General features: G+C 59.9%; 15 protein-coding genes. 2 read left to right on the top strand and 13 right to left on the bottom strand.

Going from position 1 to position 16,904, the window contains the following annotated elements:
* From nuoC to C4K38_RS20255, 12 genes are all read right to left on the bottom strand, one after another.
* Complete coding sequence (gene nuoC / locus C4K38_RS20310; RefSeq protein ID WP_053279908.1) at positions 1 to 1,782, bottom strand: NADH-quinone oxidoreductase subunit C/D; 1,782 nt, start codon at positions 1,780 to 1,782, stop codon at positions 1 to 3.
* A gap of 72 nt (positions 1,783 to 1,854) precedes the next feature.
* Positions 1,855 to 2,529 carry a NuoB/complex I 20 kDa subunit family protein gene (locus C4K38_RS20305; protein ID WP_053279907.1) on the bottom strand — a complete coding sequence of 225 codons (675 nt, stop codon included), beginning with the start codon at positions 2,527 to 2,529 and terminating at the stop codon, positions 1,855 to 1,857.
* 10 nt (positions 2,530 to 2,539) lie between these two features.
* Positions 2,540 to 2,953: an NADH-quinone oxidoreductase subunit A gene (locus C4K38_RS20300; RefSeq protein ID WP_007929187.1), complete on the bottom strand. Its 414-nt coding sequence runs from the start codon at positions 2,951 to 2,953 to the stop codon at positions 2,540 to 2,542.
* Positions 2,954 to 3,552: 599 nt separating this feature from the next.
* The gene (gene aceA, locus C4K38_RS20295) at positions 3,553 to 4,878 is read right to left on the bottom strand and encodes an isocitrate lyase (RefSeq protein ID WP_025804703.1); all 1,326 of its coding nucleotides are present in this window, start codon (positions 4,876 to 4,878) and stop codon (positions 3,553 to 3,555) included.
* Between the two features lie 512 nt (positions 4,879 to 5,390).
* A complete protein-coding gene (locus C4K38_RS20290; RefSeq protein WP_025804702.1) occupies positions 5,391 to 6,146 on the bottom strand; it encodes a secretin N-terminal domain-containing protein in 756 nt (251 codons plus the stop codon).
* 196 nt (positions 6,147 to 6,342) lie between these two features.
* The gene (locus C4K38_RS20285; RefSeq protein ID WP_038577846.1) at positions 6,343 to 6,768 is read right to left on the bottom strand and encodes a GNAT family N-acetyltransferase; all 426 of its coding nucleotides are present in this window, start codon (positions 6,766 to 6,768) and stop codon (positions 6,343 to 6,345) included.
* A complete protein-coding gene (locus C4K38_RS20280; RefSeq protein ID WP_053279906.1) occupies positions 6,761 to 7,927 on the bottom strand; it encodes a ribosomal protein uL16 3-hydroxylase in 1,167 nt (388 codons plus the stop codon). The genes C4K38_RS20285 and C4K38_RS20280 overlap by 8 nt, the downstream gene beginning before the upstream one ends.
* Before the next feature lie 82 nt (positions 7,928 to 8,009).
* A complete protein-coding gene (gene purB / locus C4K38_RS20275) occupies positions 8,010 to 9,380 on the bottom strand; it encodes an adenylosuccinate lyase (RefSeq protein WP_053279905.1) in 1,371 nt (456 codons plus the stop codon).
* A gap of 126 nt (positions 9,381 to 9,506) precedes the next feature.
* Entirely contained in the window at positions 9,507 to 10,130 is a 624-nt protein-coding gene (hflD, locus tag C4K38_RS20270; RefSeq protein WP_009049779.1) for a high frequency lysogenization protein HflD, read from the bottom strand.
* Positions 10,127 to 11,251, bottom strand: coding sequence for a tRNA 2-thiouridine(34) synthase MnmA (mnmA, locus tag C4K38_RS20265; protein WP_028682820.1), 1,125 nt, complete (start codon positions 11,249 to 11,251; stop codon positions 10,127 to 10,129). Before mnmA ends, hflD begins: the two co-directional genes overlap by 4 nt.
* 71 nt (positions 11,252 to 11,322) lie before the next feature.
* The gene (locus C4K38_RS20260; RefSeq protein ID WP_053279904.1) at positions 11,323 to 11,769 is read right to left on the bottom strand and encodes an NUDIX hydrolase; all 447 of its coding nucleotides are present in this window, start codon (positions 11,767 to 11,769) and stop codon (positions 11,323 to 11,325) included.
* A 207-nt stretch (positions 11,770 to 11,976) separates the two neighbouring features.
* Entirely contained in the window at positions 11,977 to 14,202 is a 2,226-nt protein-coding gene (locus C4K38_RS20255; protein ID WP_053279903.1) for an NADP-dependent isocitrate dehydrogenase, read from the bottom strand.
* A gap of 504 nt (positions 14,203 to 14,706) precedes the next feature.
* Here C4K38_RS20255 and icd point away from each other — a divergent pair.
* Complete coding sequence (gene icd, locus C4K38_RS20245; protein WP_007929208.1) at positions 14,707 to 15,963, top strand: NADP-dependent isocitrate dehydrogenase; 1,257 nt, start codon at positions 14,707 to 14,709, stop codon at positions 15,961 to 15,963.
* Positions 15,964 to 16,056: 93 nt separating this feature from the next.
* On the opposite strand, the gene cspD is transcribed toward icd, so the two are convergent.
* Positions 16,057 to 16,314 (bottom strand): cold shock domain-containing protein CspD, encoded by a 258-nt coding sequence (gene cspD / locus C4K38_RS20240; protein ID WP_009049775.1) that lies wholly within the window; start codon positions 16,312 to 16,314, stop codon positions 16,057 to 16,059.
* 225 nt (positions 16,315 to 16,539) lie between these two features.
* Between cspD and clpS the strand changes: the two genes are divergently transcribed.
* Positions 16,540 to 16,902: an ATP-dependent Clp protease adapter ClpS gene (gene clpS, locus C4K38_RS20235; RefSeq protein ID WP_009044582.1), complete on the top strand. Its 363-nt coding sequence runs from the start codon at positions 16,540 to 16,542 to the stop codon at positions 16,900 to 16,902.
* Positions 16,903 to 16,904: the final 2 nt, after the last annotated feature.

Genomic DNA, 16,904 nt, shown 5'->3' with positions numbered 1-16,904 from the left:
TTAGCGGTCCACGTCGGCCATAACGAAGTCGATACTACCCAGGTACGCGATCAAGTCCGCGACCATGCTGCCGCGGATCACCGAAGGGATCTGCTGCAGGTGGGCGAAGCTCGGGGTACGGATCCGGGTGCGGTAGCTCATGGTGCCGCCATCGCTCGTCAGGTAATAACTGTTGATGCCCTTGGTCGCTTCGATCATCTGGAAGGACTCGTTGGCCGGCATGACCGGGCCCCACGAAACCTGCAGGAAGTGCGTGATCAGGGTCTCGATGTGCTGCAGCGTGCGCTCTTTCGGCGGCGGTGTGGTCAGCGGGTGGTCCGCCTTGTACGGGCCTTCCGGCATGTTGCGCAGGCACTGGTCGATGATCTTGATGCTCTGGCGCATTTCTTCGACGCGGACCATGCAGCGGTCGTAGGCATCGCCGTTGGCCGCCAGCGGGACTTCGAACTCGAAGTTCTCGTAGCCGGAGTAGGGGCGCGCCTTACGCAGGTCGAAATCGCAACCGGTGGAACGCAGGCCAGCACCGGTGACGCCCCATTCCAGGGCTTCCTTGGTGTTGTAGGCGGCGACACCGATGGTACGACCCTTGAGGATGCTGTTCTGCAGGGCGGCTTTGGTGTATTCGTCGAGGCGCTTGGGCAGCCAGTCGACGAAGTCCTTCACCAGTTTTTCCCAGCCGCGTGGCAGGTCGTGGGCGACGCCGCCGATGCGGTACCAAGCCGGGTGCAGACGGAAACCGGTGATGGCTTCGATCACGGTGTAGGCGCGCTGACGGTCGGTGAAGGTGAAGAACACCGGGGTCATGGCGCCGACGTCCTGGATGTAGGTACCCAGGAACAGCAGGTGGCTGGTGATCCGGAAGAACTCGGCCAGCATGATGCGGATGACGTCGACCTTCTCCGGCACCTTGATCCCGGCCAGTTTCTCGACCGAGAGCACGTACGGCAGGTTGTTCATCACGCCGCCGAGGTAGTCGATACGGTCGGTGTACGGAATGAAACTGTGCCAGGACTGACGCTCGGCCATCTTCTCGGCGCCACGGTGGTGGTAGCCGATGTCCGGTACGCAGTCGACGATCTCTTCACCGTCCAGTTGCAGGATGATGCGGAAGGCACCGTGAGCCGAAGGGTGGTTCGGGCCCAGGTTGAGGAACATGTAGTCCTCGTTGGCGCCGGAACGCTTCATGCCCCAGTCTTCCGGCTTGAAGCGCGCGGCTTCTTCTTCCAGTTGTTGCTTGGCCAGGGTCAGGCTGAACGGATCGAATTCGGTGGCGCGCGCCGGGAAGTCCTTGCGCAGCGGGTGACCTTCCCAGGTCGGCGGCATCATGATGCGCGACAGGTGAGGGTGGCCGGCGAAGTTGATGCCGAACATGTCCCAGACTTCACGCTCGTACCAGTTGGCGTTTGGCCAGATACCGGTCACGGTCGGCAAGCTGAGGTCGCTCTCGGACAAGGCAACCTTGATCATTACGTCACTATTACGCTCGATCGACAGCAGGTGGTAGAACACACTGAAGTCGGCGCCTGGCAGCCCTTGACGCTTGGTGCGCAGACGCTCGTCCACGCCATGCAGGTCATAGAGCATGACGTACGGCTTGGGCAGGTTGCGCAGGAAGGTCAGAACTTCGACGAGTTTGGCACGGGTAACCCACAGCACCGGCATGCCGGTGCGGGTGGCCTGGGCGGTGAACGCCTCAGGGCCAAAACGGTTATTGAGTTCGACGACCACATCCTGGTCGTCTGCCTTATAAGGCGGGATGTACAGAGCACTGCCTGTAGTCATGGTTTTTTATCGCTTTCGGTCAACGTAAAGAATGAAGCCAGTTTTTCGTTCTTTGTAAGAAGCGCTCTGGAATCAGACTTCGTCGGGGCTGCGCAGGTTGGTTACCTGAATACGCTGTTCGCGGCGCTGTTCCTTTTGCGACGGCATTTCGGCGCGATACACGCCTTGGTCACCGACGACCCAGGAAAGTGGGCGACGCTCCTGGCCAATCGACTCCTGCAAGAGCATCAGGCCTTGCAGAAAAGCTTCAGGGCGGGGCGGGCAGCCAGGCACGTAGACGTCCACGGGCAGGAACTTGTCCACCCCTTGAACGACGGAATAGATGTCGTACATGCCACCGGAGTTGGCGCACGAACCCATGGAGATAACCCACTTCGGTTCGAGCATTTGCTCGTAGAGACGCTGAATGATCGGCGCCATCTTGATGAAGCAGGTTCCGGCAATAACCATGAAATCCGCCTGGCGCGGTGATGCCCGGATAACTTCGGCGCCGAAGCGCGCGATGTCGTGGGGCGCCGTGAAGGCGGTGGTCATTTCCACGTAGCAGCAGGACAGGCCGAAGTTGTACGGCCACAGGGAGTTCTTACGCCCCCAGTTGACCGCGCCGTTCAGCACGTCTTCCAGCTTGCCCATGAAGATGTTTTTGTGGACTTGATCTTCTAACGGATCGGAAACGGTTTCCCGTTCGCCGATCGGATACTGCTCGTTAGGAGCATCGGGGTCGATCCTGGTGAGATTGTATTGCATCGCCAAAGCCTCATTGTTTTAGCTTCGCCTGCCGCTTACGGCGACCTTCCGGAGCCCAATCAAGAGCCCCCACCCGCCAAAGGTAGACAAGACCTGCCAACAGAATTGCTATGAAAACGAGAGCTTCGACGAATCCGGTCCAGCCGCTTTCGCGGACGGACACAGACCAGGCAAAGAGAAATAGGGCTTCGATATCGAAGATCACGAAGAGCATCGCGACCAGATAGAATTTGGCTGAGAGCCGCAAGCGGGCGCCACCGGTAGGTAGCATGCCGGACTCGAACGGTTCGTTTTTGCTGCGGCCCCAGGCTTTTGACCCGAGGAGGCTGGAGACGCCGAGCATGAAGGCGCAGAGGCCGCCTACACCCAGAAGGAAAATGGCAAAGCCCCAGTTGTGGGCCATGAGTCCTGTCGCTTCGGGCATGCTGGTAATCCTTAACAGAGAGCAAAGGTCTCTGAGCTTGATAAAGAAATAAAGCAGTGACGATATGTCGCAGTGCAGTCAATCGGCGTGATTTTATGGCTAAACACCGGGCAAGTAAATTTTCTATGGCGAAATTATTTAGTGAAATAAGGACATAGCCCCCTTGCAAGCCCCGTAAGCCACGGTCTGTGGGCATTAGCGGGTGTTTTGTTAATTATCTTTTGTCCTTGCTGTAACGAACATTGCCATCATCTAAATGATAATCAATATTATTTGGCGCTACTTTTAAACAATGGCTCCCATGAAGAGCCGCTAAGTTGTCTTTTATATGCTCGTTACTGCAAGTTGCGAGCGAGCCCCTTTTACCTGCTTTTTCCTCCACGCATACCGCTCTGGATCAATGTTTTGCCTGATTGGCAGGTGTCCGGGCCGACGTCGTCGCGAGCAGGCTCGTTCCTGTCGGAGCTTGGGGGGGGGCGGTGATGCTTGCAAAAGCCACAGGCAAAAAAACGCCCCGAACCAGTCGGGGCGTCAGATGTGCGGCACTGCAGTTAGCTTTTACCGGGTCTGCAATGGCCGTTTTTCAGTGCGAAGTCGAATCAGTGGAACTGTTCTTCTTCGGTGGAGCCGGTCAGTGCGGTAACCGAAGACGAGCCGCCCTGGATCACGGTGGTCATGTCGTCGAAGTAGCCGGTGCCCACTTCCTGCTGGTGAGCCACGAAGGTGTAACCCTTGGCGGCGTCAGCGAATTCCTGCTCCTGCAGCTTCACATAGGCGGTCATGTCGTTGCGGGCGTAGTCGTGCGCCAGGTTGAACATGCTGTGCCACATGTTGTGAATGCCAGCCAGGGTGATGAACTGGTGCTTGTAGCCCATGGCGGACAGTTCGCGCTGGAATTTGGCGATGGTCGCGTCGTCCAGGTTCTTCTTCCAGTTGAAGGAAGGCGAGCAGTTGTACGACAGGATCTGGTCCGGGTATTCCTTCTTGATTGCTTCGGCGAAGCGACGGGCTTCATCCAGGTCCGGCTTGGCGGTTTCGCACCAGATCAGGTCGGCGTACGGCGCGTAGGCCAGGCCGCGAGCGATGGCCTGGTCGAGGCCGGCGCGCACTTTATAGAAGCCTTCCTGGGTACGGGTGCCAGTCACGAACGGCTGGTCGTACGGGTCGCAGTCGGAAGTCAGCAGGTCGGCGGCGTTGGCGTCGGTACGGGCCAGGATGATGGTCGGTACGCCGGCAACGTCGGCCGCCAGGCGGGCAGCGGTCAGCTTCTGTACGGCTTCCTGGGTCGGAACCAGTACCTTGCCGCCCATGTGGCCGCATTTCTTCACGGAAGCCAGTTGGTCTTCGAAGTGAACGCCAGCGGCGCCTGCTTCGATCATGCTCTTCATCAGCTCGTAGGCGTTCAACACGCCGCCGAAACCGGCTTCGGCGTCAGCCACGATCGGTGCGAAGTAGTCGATGTAGCCTTCGTCGCCCGGGTTCTTGCCGGCTTTCCACTGGATCTGGTCGGCACGACGGAACGAGTTGTTGATGCGCTTGACCACGGTTGGAACGGAGTCCACCGGGTACAGCGACTGGTCCGGGTACATCGATTCGGCGGAGTTGTTGTCCGCGGCAACCTGCCAGCCCGACAGGTAGATCGCCTGGATGCCGGCTTTGACTTGCTGTACTGCCTGGCCGCCGGTCAGGGCGCCCATGCAGTTGACGAAATCTTTCTCAGGACGGAAGGACGGTTTGGCACCCTGGGTCACCAGGTTCCAGAGCTTCTCGGCGCCCATGCGTGCCAGGGTGTGCTCAGGTTGAACCGAGCCACGCAGACGGACAACGTCGGCAGCGGAATAAGTGCGAGTCACGCCTTTCCAGCGCGGGTTTTCAGCCCAGTCTTTTTCAAGGGCTGCAATTTGCTGTTCGCGTGTCAGTGCCATGGAGATAAACCTCGTCGCGTCTTGTGTGAAAAGTCGTTCTTGGGCGGAAAATTCCGACTCGCCAGATACGCAGGGTCAAAGGGTGCGTAGTTGGCTGCTCGCTGACCAGAAGCTTAGGCGGTCAAGTCGGGTATGGCGCGATGGCGACGGTTGAACGATGGGCTCAAGGGGAAAGTGAGCAGGTGAGGGCCAGCTGTCGGGCGCATTCGGGCGTCGTGGGCCTTCATACGAACCATCAGTGTGTTGCCGATCTACCTAATTAGCTTCCGTCCCTCGGGACAACCTCGTTCCAGTCGCAATCTCGTCAAACACACCTTGTGGGCGGTACAGACACGAATCGGCTCAGGTGGGTAGGTTAGAGCGGCGATCCGAAGGCCCTTGCCAGGGCCCCTGATTAGCGGGAGCGAGGCCATCATGCCTTCGGTTTTTTGCCTCGTCAAACGTTTTGTAGTGCTTTTTTTATAACACTACATCTTTGGTCTAATACGACTAATCAGTCAGTTTTCGGTGCTTTAGTCCAAGGCGTCGACTTTCACTCGCAAGGTCATGTCATCCCGGCCCTGAGTCGAGTAGCTGCGGGTTTCAGCCTGTTTGTCGGCCTGGTTCTGGCGATTGACGCCGGCCAGGGTGATCCACTCGCCAAGACGGCCGCTGACAGTTGTGTCGGTACTTTGCACATTCACTACATCGGGACGTTCCTGGCTCATGCGGTCACGGTTGGTACTGATGCTCAGGTGAACGGTTTCGCCGGTGACGCTGGCCGTGACGTAGAAGCCCTGGGTGACGTTGCGATACTGGGTCTGGTTCTGTAGGCGACCGTAAGGATCGGTCTGGGTGGTGGTCAGCGGCACGCTCTGGCCAACCTGGATCAGGGCCGGTATGCCTTCGCTGGCCTGGATCTGCTGTATGCCGCCATCGCGGCTGACGGTGCTGCGGGTGATGATGCGGGTTTGCGGTGCGCCGTTGACCGAATAACCCTGATTGTTCTGGGTGTTGTTTTCGTTGGTGTCGACCGTGATCAGCAGGCGTTTGGCGGCAGTATCCAGTTGCGCGATGAAGGCGCGCAGTTCTTCGATCTTCTCCGGTTCCGCATTGACGATCAGCTGGTTGCCGTAGGCGCTGACCCGGCCTTCCTTGCCGAGGAAGTTCTGCGCGACGGGCAGCAGGTCTGCGCTGGTGCGGTTGTTCAGGGGCACGATCTCGGTCGCGGCCGTGACTGAAAAGCTTGCAGTCAGTAGCAGCGTCGTGAGCAGGGTGCGTAGGGACATGTCCGTTATCTCCGCTAGGGGTGGAAGCCTTGAGTTTGACAGTTTGTCGGCTTGCGGTGGGGCAAGTTGAATCGCCGATAGCAAAACGCCCCGGCCTCCAAGGAGCCAGCTTAGCTTGCTGGATCCGGGGAGGGCGGGGCGTTTTGTGACGTATGGCAGGATATCGCCAGCAGGCTCGCTGCTGCGCAGGGCTTGCTCAGGCGTTGCCGCGGACCATGTCGACGTGAGGGATGCCTGCTTCCAGGAATTCCTCGCTGACGATGCTGAAGCCCAGGCGCTCATAGAAGGCGGTAGCCTGAACCTGGGCGCTGAGCATCAGTTGCTTGAGGCCACGTTTCTCGGCTTCGCCGATCACCGCCTGCATCAGTGCATCACCGACCTTCAGGCCGCGCCAGTCCTTGAGGACCGATACCCGGCCGACCTGCCCATCGGGCAGCAGGCGCGCGGTGCCGATCGGAAAGTCGCCTTCGAGCGCGAGGAAATGCACCGCGCTGTCGTCGTCGGCGTCCCACTCCAGTTCGGGCGGGACGGATTGCTCGATGATGAACACCGCTTCACGAATGCGCCGGATCTCGGCGTTATCCTTTTGCCAGTCTGCGACACGTACGCGAATCTTATTCATCGGCAAATCCCAGGCTTCCTTGCTTGACCAGTTCGCACAGCAGGCCGCGTCCATCGTCGTCCGCCAGCCATGGGCCGAGGTTGTCGAGGTGCAGCGCGTCGGCGGCGCAAATCATCTTCAGCAGTTCACGCAGCTTGCCCGGCAGGTAACGGCTCTGGCCGCTGGCGAACAGCAGCAGGTCGTCGTCGACTTCGGACCAGGCCAGGCGCGCGCTCGGGTTGCGGATCAGTATGGCGCCCTGTTCGAGGCTGCCGAGCAGGTCTTCTTCTTCCAGCTCGGGGCCGACCACCAGTTCCGGGTAGCGCGGCTCGGTCATGAACTGGCCGAACCAGGTCAGCAGCATGCGCTCGTCGCTCATGTGCTCGGCCAGCAGGCCCTTGAGGCGGTCGAGGGCGTCGTGCTGGATCTGGTGCGGATCGCTGACAGGTTGCACGTCGGCGTCGGTATAGCGCTCTTCATCCGGCAGGTACTGGCTGAGGAAGTCGGTGAAGTGGGTCAGCACTTCGGCGGCGCTCGGGGCGCGGAAGCCCACCGAGTAGGTCATGCAGTCGTTCACTGCAATGCCGTAGTGGGCCAGGCGCGGTGGCAGGTAGAGCATGTCGCCGGGTTCCAGGACCCAGCTTTCGGTTTCTTCGAATTCGGCGAGGATGCGCAGGTCCGCGTGCTGCAGCAGCGGGCTCTCGGCGTCGCACATCTGGCCGATTTTCCAGTTGCGCTTGCCGTGGCCTTGCAGCAGGAACACATCGTAGTTGTCGAAGTGCGGACCGACGTTACCGCCGGGAGCGGCGAAGCTGATCATCACGTCGTCGATGCGCCAGCTCGGCAGGAAGCGGAAATGCTCCAGCAGTTCGGCGACTTCCGGCACGAACTGGTCGACAGCCTGGACCAGCAGAGTCCAATCACGCTCCGGCAGCTTGCTGAACTCGTCTTCGGCGAACGGGCCACGGCGCAGTTCCCAGGGACGTTCGCCGTGCTCGATGACCAGGCGCGACTCGACCTCTTCTTCCAGCGCCAGGCCGGCCAGTTCGTCGGCGTCGATCGGGCTTTCGAAGTCGGGCAGGGCCTGACGGATCAGCAGGGGCTTTTTCTGCCAGTAGTCACGCAGGAATTCCCGTGCGCTGATGCCGCCCAGAAGTTGAAGAGGAATGTCAGGATTCATGTGTAACCTATTGAAAAAATGCACTTTTCATACGGGAATAAAAACGCCCGGCGCTGCCGGGCGTCAAAGGTCTTGCCATCGATCAGATGCGTTTGGCTTGAGCCACGGCATTGCCGATGTAGCTGGCCGGGGTGAGCTTTTTCAGCTCGGCCTTGGCGGCTTCAGGCATTTCCAGCGCGTCGATGAAGGTCTGCAGCGCTTCAGGGCTAATGCCCTTGCCGCGAGTCAGTTCCTTGAGTTTTTCGTACGGGTTTTCGATGTTGTAGCGACGCATCACGGTCTGGATCGGCTCGGCCAGGACTTCCCAGCAGGCGTCCAGGTCGTCAGCGATCTTCTGGGCATTGAGCTCCAGCTTGCTGATGCCTTTGAGGCTGGCTTCGTAAGCGATCACGCTGTGGGCGAAACCGACACCCAGGTTACGCAGGACGGTGGAGTCGGTCAGGTCGCGCTGCCAGCGGGAGATCGGCAGTTTGCTCGCCAGGTGCTGGAACAGTGCGTTGGCGATGCCCAGGTTGCCTTCGGAGTTTTCGAAGTCGATCGGGTTGACCTTGTGCGGCATGGTCGAGGAGCCGATTTCGCCGGCGATGGTGCGCTGCTTGAAGTATCCCAGGGAGATATAGCCCCAGATATCGCGATCGAAGTCGATCAGGATGGTGTTGAAGCGCGCGATGGCGTCGAACAGCTCGGCGATGTAGTCGTGCGGCTCGATCTGCGTGGTGTACGGGTTGAAGCTCAGGCCCAGCTCGTCTTCGATGAAGGCGCGGGCGTTGGCTTCCCAGTCGATTTCCGGGTAGGCCGACAGGTGCGCGTTGTAGTTGCCCACGGCGCCGTTGATCTTGCCCAGCAGTGGCACGGCGGCGACCTGAGCGATCTGGCGCTCCAGGCGGTACACCACGTTCGCCAGTTCTTTGCCCAGGGTGGTCGGCGAGGCCGGCTGGCCGTGGGTGCGCGACAGCATTGGCACGTCGGCGAAGCGCAGAGCCAGTTCGCGGATAGCCTCGGCGGTCTGGCGCATCAGCGGCAGCATCACCTCATCGCGGCCTTCGCGCAGCATCAGGGCGTGGGACAGGTTGTTGATGTCCTCGCTGGTGCAGGCGAAGTGGATGAATTCGCTGACGTTGGCCAGTTCAGGCAGCTTGGCGGCCTGTTCCTTGAGCAGGTACTCGATGGCCTTGACGTCGTGGTTGGTGGTGCGTTCGATCTCTTTGACGCGCTCGGCGTGCTCCAGAGAGAAGTTTTCCGCCAGGGTATTCAGCACGGCGTTGGCCTCGGCGGAAAACGCTGGCACTTCGCTGATGGCGGAATGGGCGGCCAGGCGCTGGAGCCAGCGCACTTCGACCAGGACGCGAGCACGGATCAGGCCGTATTCGCTGAAAATGGGGCGCAGGGCCTGGGTTTTGCCGGCGTAGCGGCCGTCAACAGGGGAAACCGCAGTGAGCGAAGAGAGCTGCATGGGGTGTTCTCGGACAGTCGGGCAACGAAATGGGGCGCGTATCATACATGAAAATATCCGCCGGTCCGTTGCCAACTGACCAGCGTCTTACGCGTTACTGACTACAAAAGGTCTTGCGGGCGCAGTTCAGCTGCTGCGCATCAGCGGATAAAGCTCTTTGAGCAATTTGCGGCGACTGATCACCAGCTGCCAGCGGTGGCCACCCAACTGGCGCCACAGGCGCGCCGAACGGATGCCGGCCAACAGCAGGGCGCGGATCTTCGAGGCGTTGCTCGGCTGCTGCAGGTTGCGCATGTCGCCATGCACCTGGATCCGCTGGCGCAGGGTGCTCAGGGTGTCCTGATACAGCGAGCCGCAGGCGGCAATCACGTTTTCGTGGGCCGGGCCGAAGTGTTCGACCTGGGACTGAATCTGCGGCAGGCGCTTGCCGATGATTTCCAGCAGGTCGTCGCGCTTGGCCAGCTGGCGCTCGAGACCGAGCATCGACAGGGCGTAGCGCAGAGGCTCGCGCTGCAGGGTGCTGGGGTCGCGTTCCAGGGCGCCGATCAGGGCGCGATAACCTTCACGCAGGTTGATGTCGTCGCCACCGTAGACTTCCAGGGTGTCTTTCGGGTCGCGGATCAGCAGGCTGCCGAGCATGCAGCTCAAGGCCGCTTCGGTGACCTGGCCGGTCTTGGCGATCTTGTCCACCAGGACGGCGGCGAGAAACACGCCGCCCAATGCCGTCAGTTGTTCCTGGGTCGGGCTCATGCCTTGCTGCTCCAGGGTTCTGCGACTTCGATCACGCCACCGCCCAGGCAGATTTCACCGTCATAGAAGACTACGGATTGGCCGGGGGTGACCGCGCGTTGCGGGTCATCGAAGGTGGCGCGGTAGCCGTTGGCGGTCTTTTCCAGGGTGCAAGGCTGGTCGCTCTGGCGATAGCGCACTTTCGCGGTGAGGCGGCGTGGTTCGCTCAGGTCGATCGGGTTGACCCAATAGATGTCGGAGGCGAGCAGGGCGCGGGAGAACAGCCACGGGTGATCGTTGCCCTGGCCAACGATCAGCTCGTTGTGCTCCAGGTCCTTGATTAGCACGTACCACGGCTCATCGCCGGCGTCCTTGAGGCCGCCGATGCCCAGGCCCTGGCGCTGGCCGATGGTGTGGTACATCAGGCCGTGGTGGCGGCCGATCACTTCACCTTCGGTGGTCTTGATCTCGCCGGGCTGGGCCGGCAGGTATTGCTTGAGGAAGTCGCTGAAGCGTCGTTCACCGATAAAGCAGATACCGGTGGAGTCCTTTTTCTTGGCGGTGGCCAGGTCGTGTTTCTCTGCGATCGCGCGTACTTCGGGCTTTTCCAGCTCGCCGACCGGGAACAGGGTCTTGGCGATCTGTTCGCCGCCGACGGCGTGCAGGAAATAACTCTGGTCCTTGTTCGGATCCAGGCCCTTGAGCAGTTCGGTGCGCCCGTCGATGTCACGGCGACGCACATAGTGGCCGGTGGCAATCAGGTCGGCGCCGAGCATCATGGCGTAGTCAAGGAACGCCTTGAACTTGATTTCACGGTTGCACAGGATGTCCGGGTTCGGCGTGCGGCCGGCCTTGTATTCGGCCAGGAAGTGCTCGAACACATTGTCCCAGTACTCGGCGGCGAAATTGGCGGTGTGCAGCTTGATGCCGATCTTGTCGCACACGGCCTGGGCGTCCGCGAGGTCGTCCATGGCGGTGCAGTACTCGGTTCCGTCGTCTTCCTCCCAGTTCTTCATGAACAGGCCTTCCACCTGGTAACCCTGCTCCATCAGCAGGAGGGCGGAAACGGAAGAGTCCACGCCGCCGGACATGCCGACGATGACGCGCTTCTTTTGGGTGTCAGAAGGGGCTGGATCACGCATAGGAATTCAACGGGTGTCTTGAAAAAGGACGCGATTCTAACAGGCTGAGGCCTGCAAGGCTAAAACTGCGGTTAAAGCGACGGACGGATCAGCTCGAGGCTGTGCAGTTGCCCGGCCAGATAGTCGTCGACGCAACGGATGATCAGCTCGCTGCGCCATTGCGGGCGCAAGGCCAGCAGTTCGTCGCGGCTCAGCCAGCGCGGGCCGATGATGCCGTCGTCCAGTGGGTAATCGGGGTGGTGCCTGAGCGGTTTGCCGGCAAAGCAGACGCGCTGGTAGGTCACGCCATTGCTGGGGGCGGTATACAGGTAGATGCCGACCACGCCGGTCAACTCGATGTCCCAGCCGGTTTCTTCCAGGGTTTCGCGAATGGCGGCCTGGAGCAGGCTTTCGTCTGGGTCCAGGTGCCCAGCGGGCTGGTTGAACACCGCCTGGTCGCCTTGGAACTCTTCGACGAACAGAAAACGTCCCTGATCCTCAACGATGGTGGCGACAGTGATGTGGGGTTGCCATTCCATATATAAAGCTCTGTCTTGAGTGGGTGGACATCATAAGGCCAACGCCAGTCCTGTAGGAGCGAAGCTTGCTCGCGATAGGGTCGCTGCGGTGAGTCAGGCGAAACGCGCTGCTTTCATCGCGAGCAAGCTTCGCTCCTACAGGGAAGGTATTGTCCAAAAAGCACAAACCCCGGCACCTGGCCGGGGTTTGCATTACAGCGGTGTAGCTTAAACCAGCGCAGCGATAGCCGCGTTGAGGGTGGCGCTTGGGCGCATGGCCTTGCTCACCAGCTCAGGGTTGGCGCTGTAGTAGCCGCCGATGTCCACTGGCTTGCCTTGAACGCCGTTGAGCTCGGCGACGATGGTCGCTTCGTTCTCGGTCAGGGTCTTGGCCAGGGTGCTGAACTGCGCTTGCAGGGCGGCATCTTCGGTCTGGGCGGCCAGGGCCTGGGCCCAGTACAGCGCCAGGTAGAAGTGGCTGCCGCGGTTGTCGATGTTGCCGACCTTGCGCGATGGCGACTTGTTGTTGTCCAGGAACTGACCGGTTGCCTGGTCGAGGGTCTTGGCCAATACCAGCGCTTTCGGGTTGTTGTAGGTGTTGCCCAGGTGCTCCAGGGAGGCGGCCAGGGCCAGGAACTCACCCAGGGAATCCCAGCGCAGGAAGTTCTCTTCCAGCAGTTGCTGCACGTGCTTCGGAGCCGAACCGCCGGCGCCGGTTTCGAACAGGCCGCCACCGTTCATCAGTGGCACGATCGACAGCATCTTGGCGCTGGTGCCCAGTTCCATGATCGGGAACAGGTCGGTCAGGTAGTCGCGCAGCACGTTGCCGGTGACGGAGATGGTGTCCTTGCCTTCGCGGGTGCGGGCCAGGGTGAACTTCATGGCGTCGACTGGCGACATCACGCGGATGTCCAGGCCGGCGGTGTCGTGATCCTTCAGGTAAGCCTGAACCTTCTCGATCATCACGCCGTCGTGGGCGCGCATCGGGTCCAGCCAGAAAATCGCTGGAGTGCTGCTTGCGCGAGCGCGGTTGACGGCCAGTTTGACCCAGTCCTGGGTCGGCGCGTCCTTGGTCTGGCACATGCGGAAGATGTCGCCGGCTTCGACGGCCTGTTCCAGCAGCAGGTTGCCCTTGCTGTCGGTGACGCGTACGACGCCGTCAGCCTTGATCTGGAAGGTCTTGTCGTGGGAGCCGTACTCTTCGGCTTTCTTCGCCATCAGGCCAACGTTTGGCACGCTGCCCATGGTGGTCGGGTCGAAGGCGCCGTTGGCCTTGCAGTCTTCGATCACGGCCTGGTAGATGGTGGCGTAGCAGCGATCCGGGATCAGGGCCTTGGTGTCGTGCAGCTGGCCGTCGGTGCCCCACATCTTGCCGGAGTCACGGATCATGGCCGGCATCGAGGCGTCGACGATCACGTCGCTCGGCACGTGCAGGTTGGTGATGCCTTTATCGGAGTTGACCATGGCCAGGGCAGGGCGCACGGCGTAGACGGCCTGGATGTCGGCTTCGATCTGCGCTTGCTGTTCCGCAGGCAGGGCCTTGATGCGGGCGTACAGGTCGCCGATGCCGTTGTTCAGGTTGAAGCCGATCTGGCTCAGCACGTCGGCGTGCTTGCTCAGGGCGTCCTGATAGAACTCGGCAACGATCTGGCCGAACATGATCGGGTCGGAAACCTTCATCATGGTGGCTTTCAGGTGCACCGACAGCAGTACGCCTTGTTTCTTGGCGTCTTCGATCTCGGCGGCAACGAAAGCACGCAGGGACTTCTTGCTCAAGACTGCGCAATCGAGGATCTCGCCGGCTTGTACGGCGGTTTTTTCCTTCAGGACGGTAGCGCTACCGTCTTGAGCGATCAGCTCGATCTTCACGGTGTCCTGGGCGTCGATCAGGGCGGCTTTTTCGCTGCCGTAGAAATCGCCCTGGCTCATGTGAGCAACATGGGACTTGGAGTCTTTGGCCCAGGCGCCCATTTTGTGCGGGTGCTTGCGCGCGTAGTTCTTGACCGACAGCGGAGCGCGGCGGTCAGAGTTGCCTTCACGCAGGACCGGGTTCACGGCGCTGCCCTTGACCTTGTCGTAGCGCGCCTTGGCGTCTTTGTCGGCGTCGCTGGTCACGGTTTCCGGGTAGTTCGGCAGGGCATAGCCCTTGGCTTGCAGCTCTTTGATCGCGGCCTGAAGCTGCGGTGCCGAAGCACTGATGTTCGGCAACTTGATGATGTTGGCTTCAGGGGTTACAGCCAGGTCGCCCAGCTCGGCCAGGTGGTCCGGTACGGCTTTGTCGCCCAGCAGCTCCGGGAAGCTGGCAAGAATACGCCCTGCGAGAGAGATGTCGCGGGTTTCCACGGCAATATCAGCGGAAGCGGTGAAGGCTTCGACGATAGGTAGCAGCGAGTAGGTGGCGAGGGCGGGGGCTTCGTCGGTGAAGGTATAGATGATCTTCGAGCGGGTGGGCATATTCGGATTAACTCTCTTCTTTGCTAAAGCGTGCGCAGAAACTCGAGGGGCGCCGGGTAAGCGCGTTCGTTCAAAGTCATCCATGAACCGAATATCGAGGTTTCTTCGCGGTGATGTTGGGTGCATCAGTCGAGCGTCAAGCGGGTGGGCTGCGGTAACAACCCGGCTTTGGGCGGAAAGTCTCGGCTCCTTTTTTCCAGTAGCAGAGCGCTCAGCCGTCGTGACTCTGTGGTCAGCGGCGGCATTATACATAGGTAGCTGGCAAAACGCCGACGGTTCATAGGCAGCCGATCTCGTCCATTGGTCTAAAGGTCGCAGGCGGGGTGGCGGCGTAGAGTCTTCCAAAGTGCTCGAGTTTGGCGCTTTTCCCTTTGCTTTCAGGCTTGTAGGCCACGAACTGCGCAGCCTTCACGGCATATGAGTGGAACATGAGGTTCCCGTCCAGATTCAACTGGGGTACGCTCGAACGCAGCCAGATGTTCAATCCACACAACGGAGTTCAGCATGGGATACAAGAAGATTCAGGTTCCAGCAGTCGGCGACAAAATCACCGTCAACGCAGACCATTCTCTCAATGTTCCTAACAACCCGATCATCCCTTTCATCGAAGGCGATGGTATTGGCGTTGATATCAGCCCGGTCATGATCAAGGTTGTCGATGCTGCTGTTAAGAAGGCCTACGGCGGCGAGCGCAAAATCTCCTGGATGGAAGTCTATGCCGGCGAGAAAGCAACTCAAGTGTACGACCAGGACACCTGGCTCCCTCAGGAGACTCTGGACGCGGTCAAGGATTACGTGGTTTCCATCAAGGGCCCGCTGACCACTCCGGTAGGTGGCGGCATCCGTTCCCTGAACGTGGCCCTGCGTCAGCAGCTTGACCTGTATGTGTGCCTGCGCCCGGTGCGCTGGTTCGAAGGCGTGCCGAGCCCGGTGAAGAAGCCTGGCGATGTCGACATGACCATTTTCCGTGAGAACTCGGAAGACATTTACGCCGGTATCGAATGGAAGGCCGGCTCCGCCGAAGCCACCAAGGTCATCAAGTTCCTCAAAGAAGAAATGGGCGTCACCAAGATCCGTTTCGACGAAAACTGCGGTATCGGCGTCAAGCCGGTTTCCCTGCAGGGCACCAAGCGTCTGGCGCGCAAGGCGCTGCAATATGTGGTCGACAACGATCGCGATTCGCTGACCATCGTGCATAAAGGCAACATCATGAAGTTCACCGAAGGTGCCTTCAAAGAGTGGGCCTATGAAGTGGCGGCGGAAGAGTTTGGCGCGACGCTGCTCGATGGCGGCCCGTGGATGCAGTTCAAGAACCCGAAAACCGGCAAGAACGTGATCGTCAAGGACGCCATCGCCGATGCGATGCTCCAGCAGATCCTGCTGCGTCCGGCCGAATATGACGTGATCGCGACCCTCAACCTGAACGGTGACTACCTGTCCGACGCACTGGCGGCTGAAGTAGGCGGGATCGGTATCGCTCCGGGCGCCAACCTGTCCGACACCGTGGCCATGTTCGAGGCAACCCACGGTACGGCGCCGAAGTACGCGGGCAAGGACCAGGTGAACCCGGGTTCGCTGATTCTCTCTGCGGAAATGATGCTGCGTCACATGGGCTGGACCGAAGCGGCCGACCTGATCATCAAGGGCACCAACGGCGCCATTGGCGCCAAGACCGTGACCTACGACTTCGAACGCCTGATGGAAGGCGCCACGCTGTTGTCGTCGTCGGCGTTCGGTGATGCGCTGATCTCTCACATGTAAGCAGTACGCATCAAACGAAGCGGCCGGTTCAAATGATTGAACCGGCCGTTTTTTTATGACTGTTTTTTAGGGTTGGATCTGGATACAGGTGTTTCAGCTCAGGACCGTTTCCTGCTGGGGGGAGGCTGCGGCGGAGGCATTCTGGGTCTTGATGGAGTTGATCTTCACCGCGTGCAGGCCCTTGGGCCCTTGGGTGATCTCAAAACTCACGGCCTGTCCGGCTTTCAAGGTTTTGTAGCCTTCCATCTCGATGGCCGAGTAATGGGCGAAAAGGTCGTCGCTCTTGCCCTCCTCATTAATGAAGCCATAACCCTTGGCGTTGTTGAACCACTTGACCTTGCCGCTTGCCATGCTCATATCCCTCTGCAACAGACTCCATCACTGGAGTATCATCCTGTTAATCCGTACCGAAATCCGCAATATAGGATTGACTGTACGGACCTTTATTACCCAATGTGGGCTCTATTGGTTGTAACACCGTTTTGCCGATAGTCAAGGTGACCCGGCGGTCGGAGTTGAAATCCCCCCAGAGCGCCCCCACCACTGTATTTGCACAACTAACGAACCTTTCTTTCCATGCATGCAATCAGCCAGATTCGACTAACATTCAATCAGGATCGCCCGGATTTCCAAGACGACGATTCCGCTGGCTTGGCTGTACAGGAAGCTAAGCCGACGTTGCAGGCTCCGCCGATGTACAAGGTGGTTTTGTTCAATGATGACTACACACCGATGGATTTCGTCGTCGAAGTGCTCGAGGTGTTTTTTAACCTGAATCGCGAGCTGGCGACCAAGGTAATGCTGGCCGTTCATACAGAAGGACGGGCAGTATGTGGATTGTTTACCCGCGACATCGCCGAGACCAAGGCCATGCAGGTCAACCAGTACGCCAGGGAAAGCCAGCATCCGCTACTCTGTGAAATCGAGAAGGACGGTTAACG

It is taken from the genome of Pseudomonas chlororaphis subsp. piscium (assembly GCF_003850345.1).
Taxonomy (GTDB): Bacteria; Pseudomonadota; Gammaproteobacteria; order Pseudomonadales; family Pseudomonadaceae; genus Aquipseudomonas; species Aquipseudomonas piscium.
This window is presented reverse-complemented; position numbering and strand designations above follow the sequence as displayed.